This is a genomic window from Prosthecobacter gellanilyticus, assembly GCF_007992435.1.
GTDB lineage: Bacteria > Verrucomicrobiota > Verrucomicrobiia > Verrucomicrobiales > Verrucomicrobiaceae > Prosthecobacter > Prosthecobacter gellanilyticus.
The window spans coordinates 70,776-77,405 of the sequence record NZ_BKAG01000033.1 but is presented as its reverse complement, the minus strand read 5'-3'; the positions used below and the strand labels follow the sequence as shown (position 1 = coordinate 77,405).

Genomic DNA, 6,630 nt, shown 5'->3' with positions numbered 1-6,630 from the left:
CCTCCCACAACGTCGCAATCAGCCTGCACGAAAATCCTCCATCGGCCTTCCAAAGCGCGGCAGGACCCGCGCAGTCCAGGACGCTCCACGCAATCAAGGCTTCATTCACATAATGAGCTTGTGCCCCTTCCAAGGTCACAAGCTCATCAAAGACACTACTAGCCCAATCAATGATTAAACAAGAACGCCGGTGAGTTGATCAGCGCCCAGGCCAGATCCTGCGCGGCGGTGAGGCGCTTGTTGCCAAGCTGCTTCGCGCTCAGGTCTGCGTCACGGCGAAGCTGGACCAGCTTCGGATCGATCGTGATGGGCTTCTGCGAATTGGTGTGCTTGCCTTCCAGGGCAATGAGCTGCGGATCAACCGGCACAGGCTTGCGGGCACCTGCGAGGACTTTCTTCTGGCTCTGATAGTCGCGGAACTGGTTGAGGAAGTGCTGCGTCAGCACGGCTGTCTGCTCAGGCGTGCGCTTCGCAGCTTTGGCGGCGGCGGCGACCGTGGCAGGCACGCCGAAGCGGACCATCGGGCTGTTCGTCACCCACAGGCGGAAGCGACCGGGATTATACTTGCCGTTTTGGAAACCGCTGATCAGCTGCACGGAGAACGAAGTGCCGCCTTCATGCGTGACTGGCTTCTCAAAGGAGAAGATGGCCTCGTGACGGAACCCGCCTTCAGGGCTCACGGCCCAGCCGCGATCACGATTGCCCTTCTTCAGCGCCTCGGTGACGGCAAAGTTTGCTTGCTCGAAGTCAGCCTTCGGATTCTTCAGCGTCTGCGCCACACCGGCACCGCGAGCGCGCTTGGCATCGCCAGGCATGCTGGTGACCACGAGCTCGCTGAGCACAAAATTGCCATCCGGTGCGAGACCAGGTCCATTGTTAGGCAGGCGGTCATCCGGCAGCATCTCCAGCTTGATCGCAGTGATGTTCGCCAGATCGGTCTTGCCGAGAAGCTGATAATTGCCCGCCGTCTGGCGGCCTTCTGGCATGGCCTTGGCGAGCACGGAACCATCTGGCAGCACCTCGAGCTTCTCCACACCACCGGCGCGCTGCACCTTCACATCCAACGGATGCCACTCGGTGCTGAGGTCGAGGTAATTCTCCCACTTCGGCTGGTTCATCGGAGCCGTGTCAAAGGCGGCCTTCACCTTCCCTTCAGCGGCCTTAATGGCAGCAAGACGCGCATCTTCCTTTTTCTTCACGTCCGGGGCAATCTTCACCCTGTAGGCTTCGAGTTCCTTCTTGGTGGCATCGATGAGCGCCACACGCTCCGCCTCAGCCTTGTCGATCACCGGCTTCTGCTCGGCCTCCTTGGCCTGCCATTCAGCGGCGAGCACTTTGTTCTCTCCATCCATGCTGGCCATGCTGGCGAGCGCGGCATTGATCTCCTTACCCGTCGGCTGGCGGTTCAGGATGCGCACAAAGATCTCTTCCACGAGCTTCGCATCGTCTTTGAACTCGTCGGTCAGCTTGGCGATGGCATTGTTCGGATCACTGATGGCATCACCCACGGTCGGGCCGGACATAAGCGCCATCACAGGCCCCAGGTTCACATCATTGCTGCGCTCGCACTCGCACACGGATTCACGTGCGGGCTTGCCAAAGTTGGTTAGGAAACCATCCGGAAGCTGCGTCTGACCATCGATGAGCTGCGCGGCGCGCGTGCCCTTCGGCACACCCGGGATGTTCGGCATGGAGCCAGTCACCGCAAACACGGAGTCAAAGAGCACTTCCGCTGGCAGGCGACGAGCCTTCGCGTGGCTGTAGTTCACCTTGTCATCCTCGTTCCACTTGTTCGTGGAGAGGGCGAGCTGATAGCTGCGGCTCTGCGTGATGATCTTCATCAGGTGGCGCACATTGAAACCGCTGGTGACAAATTCATTCGTCAGATACTGCAGCAGCTCCGGATTGCTCGGCGGATTGCCCGCACGGATGTCATCCAGCGGCTCGATCACACCCGTGCCAGTGAGGTAACCCCAGATGCGGTTCGCATAGCTCATGGCGAAGTAGTCATTGTCCGGGCTGGTCATCCAGGTGGCAAACTGCTCACGACGGCTCGTCGCGGTCTTGCTCACCAGTTCCGCATCAAACGGCACCTGCGGTGCCACTGGCTTGTTTGTGCGCAGATGGTTCATCTCCCCTTCCTTCTTGTCACCCACGAGTTCGAAGAGCGGCTTCGCGCCTTCCACGGCCGTGCCGCCGATGGTCTTGCCAGCGCTGGCAGGATCTGTCTTCAGGTCCACCTGCGCAAAGAAGGCCGCAGTCTGATAATACTGGTCCCAGGTCCACTTCTCGAAAGGATGATCATGGCACTTGTTGCAGTTGAAACGTGTGGCCAGGAAGAGGTGCGTGGTGTTCTCCACCAGCTCCTCAGGCGTGCGCACCGTCTTGTAATAGGCCGCCGCCGGATTGTCCTTGTTCGAGCCCGTGGCCGTGATGATGCGGTAGGCCATGCGGTCATACGGCGTGTTCTCCGCCACCTGCTGCTTGATCCACTCACGCAGGATCTTCACACCCTCGGCACCGAGGAACTTGGAGTTCACCTGCAGCATGTCAGCCCATTTGTTAGACCAGTGGTCCACGAAGTCCGGATTGCCGATCAGCTTGTCGATCACCTCGTTGCGCTTCGTGCGCGTGTCACGGGTATCGGCCACAAACGCACGCACCTCTTCTGCCTTCGGTGGCAGGCCGGTGAGGTCGAGATGCAAGCGGCGGATGAAATCCTCATCGCTGCACAGGCCGCTTGGCTCGATCTTCATGCGCTCCCATTTGCGGGCAACGAGTTCGTCAATCTTCGTCCATTTCTCAGGCTCCTTCCAGGCAAAGCCCGTGCGGTCCCCCATTACGGTGATGGTCGTTGCTGCATAGGCTCCTTCAAAGCGCGCCAGGATGGCCGCCTCGCCACGGCGAAGGCTGGTCATCAGACCGGACTTGTCCGCCTCGATCACATCGCCATTGCCGCTGTCCATGAAGGCCTCGGCCGTCACGTCTTTGACATAACCATCCGCATAGCGGGCCACGACGCGCATCTGCTGGCGATGCCCGATGCGCTCCAGCACCGGGTTCTTCGGAAACACCTCGATGCTCGTCACACGCGGCGTTTTCAGGTCAAGCTTCGCACCCTGGCTGATCCAGGCTTTCAGCGTCTCATAATAAAGCTCTCCCGGCACGGTCAACTGGCCGCCCTCATGCGGCACGGAGCCGCTGGCCTTCAGCAGCATCAGCGAATGCTCCGGCGAGGCCGAGTTCGCGCGACGGCTCGCCAGTTCATCCGTGAATGCGAGCACGTCATAGATCGGGTCATACCCACGCAGGCTCAGCTTGAAGCCCGCCTTGCCATCCTTCGCCCCATGGCAGGTGCCCATGTTGCAGCCCAGCTTGCTGGTGATCGGCATCACATCACGCACATAGTCCGGCTTCAGCGCCACGTTCATGCCCGTGACATTCACCGGCACATTCGCGGCCTTGCCCATGAAGGCGATTTTCACCTCGCTCTTGCCATCCTTGGCCGGGCGCACCAGCCCGCGCTCGTTGATCGTCGCCGCCGCTTCATTGGCGCTGGTCAGCTTGGCCATGCGGGTCACATCCGCCTTCGTGCCATCGCTCATCGTCGCGGTCACCAGAAGCTGTGCATACTCGGTGGGCTTGGCGATGCTCACGCTCTTCGGCTCCACTTCGATGCTCGCCACCGTCAGACCCGGCACCAGTGTCTCCACCTTGGCATCCTTCTTCGCCGTGGCACGCACGCTGTCATCCGCGAGGACCTCACTGGCCGCGAGCGCCTTGTCCGCGACCAGCGGCACGCTAACAAACTCTTTGGCAATGGCGCCCGTCGCAGCATCGATCAGACGAATCCGGCCATCCTGGCCTGCAGCCGCGACATACTTGCCATCACCGCTGAAGCTCACCGTGAAGATGCCGCAGGGCATCGGGGTGCTGCTGAGCTGCTTCACATCTTTGACGATCCACTCATCCAGCTCCTTGCCCTTGCCTTCACGCGTCTCCACGATGGTCTTCACGCCCGCGGGCATCTCGCTGTCATAATCACTGCTATAGATGTTCACCGCACCGCTGCCTTCATGCGAGGCACCGGCGGCGATGCGCTTGCCATCCGGCGCGAAGTCCACGCCAAAGATGCGCCCTTCCATGACCGGGAACTTGCGGATCAGGTTCGCATTGTCACCGATCACACGCTTCGTGATGCGCTCCATGCGATAGATCGCAGGCATGCCGTCCGTGCCGCCGATGAGGATCTCATTGCGCAGCGGATGCCGGGCCAGAGCCTGCACACCGCCCTTGAGCGCACCCGGCGTGATGGAGGTGATGTTGTCCACGAAGCGCTGCGTGGCCACTTCCGTGAGCTTCACGCTCATGTCACGTCCGCAGGAAGCGATGAGCTTGCCTTCCAGGCCCCACACGGTGTCCAGCACCCAGTCACTGTGACCGCCCATGAAGACCACTTCCTTGCCTGTGGCAGCTTCAAAAGCGCGCAGGCCGTTGTCACCACAACCCACGGCGATGAACTTGCCATCGGGCGACCAGCTCGCGCCATACAGCGTGTCAAAAGTCAGCGATTTGGAGAGGTCGAGCTTCTTCTTCTCCACATCCCAGATCTGGATCTCCCCCATGCGCGCCGGGCTGCCGCCAGTGACCAGGATCTTCTTACCATCCGGTGACCACGCCAGCTTCTGGATGCGCTCCGCCAGCCCAACCAAACGTGCGACAACGCCGCTGCCGTCCGCCTTGTGCACCAGCACCTCATGATAACCCGCCACCGCCAGCTGTGTGCCATCCGGTGAGTACTCCATCGATGTCACTGCCGGTGCCGTCACATACACCGGAGGGTGCTCCATATCATAGTGCGCCATCGCCGAGGCAGGCGTGTCATCCTTCGCCCCTTCGCTGATCCACTTCTTGATCAGCGCGATCTGGGAATCATGCAGCGCATCACCCTTCGGCGGCATCTCCACCTTGCCCTCGGCATTCGGGGTGGAGAGCTTGATCAGATTCGATTCCTCCGGCTTGCCCGCGACGATGGCATTCCCATCCTCACCACCAGCGAGCAGCTTGGCGAAGTCCGTCATGATGTAGTCACCCTTGGCTTTCGCAGGTTGATGACAGCCCGTGCAGTTCGCCTGCAGGATCGGACGGATGTGCTTGTAAAACGACACCGGCTTCGAGGGATCGATCGTCTCCTCTTTCTTCGGCGCGGCAGCATGCACGGATGAGCCAAAGAGCGCGAGGCCGATGAGTGTATACAGGGTGGGTTTCATAGGCGGGTGGAAGATACCAGGTCAGGGTCCGGAAAGGGTTCAGGCAGGCCATGAGCCAATCGGGACAGCACAGGACAGGAGGCGGGAAACGCCAATCAGGCCTCACCTCTTGCGCAGCCGCCCCCGTCACAGCGGGATCGTCCATGTCCCGGGACGGGAAAGTAGCCATCACACTCCGTGTGATGAGCTGAGGAGTGGGAAAACACGCTGGGGCTTCGATTTGAGAGAGCCTGCCGGAACCAGCGGAGCTTTCTTTGTTTCGCGGATGCGTGGTGGTTTGAGGTCTTGCGTGGGAAGGGTGTTTGGGCGGCGACAGACGCCGTGATGGCTACTTTTGCCCAGCCTACTGTCCCAAAGACGCACACGGCTGCCCCTTGGCCAGGCACTCTCTCAGCCAGCGCACCATCTCAGACACCGGCTCATACTTCTTCCGCAGGGCGGACAGCGCCTGCCAGTCGATCCGCTGCCTTGGCGCGGCAATCGTGATCCGCTGCGGGCGCATCTTCTCCTGCACTTTTTCAAACTGGTCCAGGCTCATCGCCCGCAGTTCGCGGGCAGAGGGCAGGTCATCGACCTGGTCGATCTGCAAGCCCAGGCTGCTGACTCCCACGCCAAACTGATGCCCCAGGCTGCGCAGAGCCTCCACCAGCGCCTCGTCATTCAGCGGTTCCGCGATCACCAGCTCACTCTGAAGTGTCCACCGGCTGGCACTCACCGCTTGGAAAAACTCGGAGGCACAGTTGTCCAGCGTCAGGCCAAATTTGATCTGCACCCCGATCAGGCTCGTCTCCGGTCCGCCGAGATGCCGGCGCAGATCCATCATGCCCGCGTCAAAACGCGCCACCTCGTCACTACCGGTCTCGATGTCCCATTCTGCGGCCACCAGGTCCGGAATGTCCCAAAGACCTTTGACCTCAGGGACCGAGCCATGGCCGCCGTTAAGCTGGAAAGTGAACTGCGAGCGCAGCAGACACAGCCGCTCATAGATGGCCAGCACACGCTGAAAGCGCATCTGCATCTCATCCTCGTCCAGGTCACCGCCGCCAAAAAGCAGCCGTCCAGAGCCGTTCAGCCCGGAGAGCTTCTTGATACGCTGATAATACCCCTGACCCTGGTCCACCTTCGCGATCGGCGAGGTGCTGTCATAAGACAGGATGGAGAAGTGATAGCGCAGCGTCGCATCACTGTAGTCGTCTCCGAGCCGCAGGCGCACCAGACGGATGAGCTCCGTGCCCTTGATCGCCTCCTCGGGATCCTGGGGAAGGATCTCGGGAAGGATGTTTCGGAGTTGTTCGCGTAAATTCATGCCAGCAGTGGCGCCACGAAAAGAAGGCAGAATGCAAGAGTCAGGCCATCATGG

Annotated in this window: 2 protein-coding genes; both read right to left on the bottom strand. The window is 60.7% G+C overall.

Going from position 1 to position 6,630, the window contains the following annotated elements; translation table 11 throughout:
* Positions 1 to 167 precede the first annotated feature (167 nt).
* Complete coding sequence (locus tag BGE01nite_RS19705; protein WP_146852836.1) at positions 168 to 5,270, bottom strand: DUF1549 domain-containing protein; 5,103 nt, start codon at positions 5,268 to 5,270, stop codon at positions 168 to 170.
* Positions 5,271 to 5,613: 343 nt separating this feature from the next.
* Positions 5,614 to 6,576 carry a hypothetical protein gene (locus BGE01nite_RS19700; RefSeq protein WP_146852834.1) on the bottom strand — a complete coding sequence of 321 codons (963 nt, stop codon included), beginning with the start codon at positions 6,574 to 6,576 and terminating at the stop codon, positions 5,614 to 5,616.
* Positions 6,577 to 6,630 lie beyond the last annotated feature (54 nt).

Excerpts from the sequence above, each read along its gene's own strand:
- BGE01nite_RS19700 (WP_146852834.1), bottom strand. The coding sequence starts at position 6,576 with ATGAATTTACGCGAACAACTCCGAAACATCCTTCCCGAGATCCTTCCC.
- BGE01nite_RS19705 (WP_146852836.1), bottom strand. The coding sequence starts at position 5,270 with ATGAAACCCACCCTGTATACACTCATCGGCCTCGCGCTCTTTGGCTCA.